1 protein-coding gene is annotated in these 3,590 nt (G+C 67.2%); it reads right to left on the bottom strand.

Features of this window, described 5'->3' with window-relative positions; all coding sequences use genetic code 11:
- The coding region (locus tag ACN469_RS11260) for a MopE-related protein (RefSeq protein ID WP_498767012.1) at positions 1–3,575 on the bottom strand (3,575 nt) is incomplete at its 3' end.
- Positions 3,576–3,590: the final 15 nt, after the last annotated feature.

Raw genomic sequence — 3,590 nt, 5'->3', positions numbered from 1 at the left:
TTCGTGGAGCCGTCGGCCAGGCTGATGGGCGTGCCAGCGACGAAGCATGAGCAGCCCTCGTCCACCTCGCCGTCACAGTCGTCGTCCACGTTGTTCCGGCAGATCTCCTCGGGGAAGAAGTCGTCCTGGTAGCACTGCACGGCGCCGCCATTGCAGACGGTGTACCAATAGCCGCAGGCTCCATGGTTGCAACTCTGGCCGCCTCCCGGGTTGCCTTCATCCACGATGCCGGAGCAGTTGTCATCCTGTCCGTTGCAGACCTCGGTGCCACCCGGCTTGATGCTCGCGCTGCCGTCGTTGCAGTCACTGGTGTTGGAGACATAGCCCGCGGGAGTCGAGCACGCGGCGACTGTCGTGGTGGCACTGCCATAACCGTCGCCATCCGCATCCCGGTAGAACGTCGTCTGCACGCCCTCGTCCGTGATGCCGGAGCAGTTGTCATCCAGCCCGTTGCAGACCTCGGTGGCCCCCGGCTTGATGCTCGAGTTGCTGTCGTTGCAGTCGCTGGCATTGGCGGCGTAGCCCCCAGGCGCGGAGCACGCGACGGCGGTCGGACTGGAGGTGCCATATCCGTCGCCATCCGCATCCCGGTAGAACGTCAGCTGCACGCCCTCATCCACCGCTGCGTCGCAGTCGTCGTCTTGCCCGTTGCAGGTCTCGGTGGCCCCCGGCTTGATGCTCGCGCTGCCGTCGTTGCAGTCGCTGGTGTTGGAGACATAGCCCGCGGGAGCGGAGCATGCGGCGACGGTCGGACTGGAGGTGCCATATCCGTCGTTGTCCGCATCCCTGTAGAACGTCGTCTGCACGCCTTCGTCCGCGACGCCGTCGCAGTCCTCGTCCAGCCCGTTGCAGACCTCGGCGGCCCCCGGCCTGATGCTCGCGTCGTAGTCGTTGCAGTCGCTGGCATTGGTGGCGTAGCCCGCGGGAGCGGAGCACGCGGCGACGGTTGGACTGGAGGTGCCATATCCGTCGTTGTCCGCATCCCGGAAGAACGTCGTCTGCACGCCCTCGTCCGCGACGCCGTCGCAGTCCTCGTCCAGCCCGTTGCAGACCTCGGTGCCACCCGGCTTGATGCTCGCGCTGTTGTCGTTGCAGTCGCTGGCATTGGCGACATAGCCCTGGGGGGCAGAGCACGCGGCGACGGTCGGTCCGGAGGCGCCGTACGTGTCTCCATCTTCATCCCGGTAGAACGTGGTCTTTACACCCTCGTCCACGGCGCCGGAGCAGTTGTCATCCAGACCATTGCAGGTCTCGGTGCCACCCGGCTTGATGCTCGCGTCGCTGTCGTTGCAGTCGTTGGCATTGGCGACATAGCCCTGGGGAGCAGCGCACGCGGCGACGGTCAGACCGGAGGCGCCGTACGTGTCTCCATCTTCATCCCGGTAGAACGTGGTCTTCACGCCCTCGTCCACGACGCCGGAGCAGTTGTCATCCACTCCATTGCAGGTCTCGGCGGCACCTGGCTTGATGGTGTCGTTGCTGTCGTTGCAGTCGCTGGTGTTGGAGACGTAGCCCGCGGGAGCGGTGCACGCGGCGATTGTCGCGCTGGCGGTGCCGTACGTGTCGTTGTCCGCATCCCGGTAGAACGTCGTCTGCACGCCCTCGTCTGTCGCCGCATCGCAGTCGTCGTCCAGCCCGTTGCAGACCTCGGTACCACCCGGCTTGATGCTCGCGTTGCTGTCGTTGCAGTCGTTGGCGTTGGAGACATGGCCGGAGGGCTGTGTGCAGGCCTGCGTCAGCTGGCTCGCGGAGCCATACCCGTCCTGGTCCTGGTCCTTGTAGAACGTGAGCAGCAGGCCCTCGTCCACGGTGGCGTTGCAGTTGTTGTCCACTCCGTCGCACGTCTCGAGGGCGTTGGGCTGGATGGCCGGATTCGCGTCGTTGCAGTCGCCGGAGGACGCCACGTACCCGGAGGGCTGGAGACAGGACTGAGCGACAGTGCTCGCGGAGCCGAAGTTGTCGCCATCCGCATCGCGGAACCACGTATGGGTGGTCAGGCCTTCATCCGTCTGCGCGTTGCAGTTGTTGTCCAGGCCATCGCACACCTCGGAGGCACCCGGGTGGAGGGCCGCGTTCGCGTCGTCACAGTCCGTGTTGCTCGCGGAGTAGCCCTGCGGCTGCTTGCAGCTCTGCACCGCGGGTCCCGTCGTCCCGTAGCCGTCACCATCCCCATCGGGGTACCACGTCAACAGCGACACCCCCTCGTCCGTCTGGCCGTCGCAGTCGTTGTCCAGGTCGTCGCACACCTCGGTCGAGGCCGGGACCTTGGGCGCGCAGTGGACGACGCCGCCGGTGCAGTAGGTCACGCCCACATTGCACAGCCCCTGCTGGCCCGTAGCGCAGTCCTGGACGCCTTCGGGGTTGTCTTCATCGGCATCGCCGTCACAGTCGTTGTCCAGTCCGTCACAGCGCTCGTCGGAGGCGCTCTGGGTCTGCACGCAGGTGAGGGTGCCATTGGTACAGGAAGTCTTCCCGGAGCCGCAGACGCCCGGCGCTCCCGTGGCGCAGGACTTGTCTCCGCCGGGATTATCCTCGTCCACGTCATCGTCGCAGTTGTCGTCCACCCCGTTGCACAGCTCGGGCGCGCCCGGATAGGTGGTCGCGGCGTAGTCGTCGCAGTCGATCTTCTCCACGTAGCCGAAGAAGGGCAGCTCACAGGCCTGCTCGGTGGAGTCCACGTCGCCGAAGCCGTCCCCATCGCTGTCGAAGTAGTACGTGTTGTACAGCCCCGACTGCACCGGGGTCGTTGCCGAGATGGGGGTGCCAGTGCCCAGCTGTGCATGGCCATTGCTGCCCCAGGCCCACACCGGGCAGCCCGGGCGCAGCGCCAGCGCGTGCTGCGCACCCGCGGCAATCGCCTTGGCGTCCGTCAGTCCGCTCACATCCACGGCCGAGGCGCTGTTGGCCGTGCTGCCGTTGCCGAGCATTCCGGAGACGTTGAGGCCCCAGGCCCGGACCGCGCCGCCGCTCAGGATGACGTATGAGGCGTTGTGGCCCGCGGCGATGGCCATGGCGTCGCTCACGCCCACCACGAACGAGGGCGTCAGCACCGGAGTGGGGCTGGCGGTGCCGGTCCCCGCCTGACCGAAGGTGTTCTGGCCCCACGTGTACACCCTGCCGAACTGCGCATCGATCGCCAGCGAGTGGCCGACGCCCGCGGCAATCGCCTTCACAGGCGGCAGGTTTGCCACCTGCCTGGGCACCAGCACGGAGGGGCTGGTGGCGCCGGTGCCCACCTGGCCCCCCGTGTTCTGGCCCCAGCTCCACACGCGGCCATCCGCATCCAGCGCCAGCGCATGGTTCACACCCGCGGCGATGGCGCGGATGGTGGGCAGCCCGTTGACCTTCGTCGGCGTGGACACCGAGGCGCTGGTCGAGCCCGTGCCGACCTGTCCGCCGGTGTTCTGGCCCCAGGCCCACACCTGACCATCCAGGTCCAGCGCCAGACCGAAGCTGCCATTGGCGGCGATGGCCTGGATCTTCAGAAGGCTGGCCACCTTCACGGGCTGTAGGACCGTGGCACTGGTGCTCCCCTGGCCCGCCTGGCCTAAGGTGTTCTGGCCCCAGGCCCACACGGCTTCATCCGTCGC

This window comes from Corallococcus terminator (assembly GCF_049194865.1).
Lineage (GTDB): Bacteria > Myxococcota > Myxococcia > Myxococcales > Myxococcaceae > Myxococcus > Myxococcus terminator_A.
Note: the sequence above shows the minus strand (reverse complement) of the source record. Positions and strands in the feature narration are given on the sequence as shown.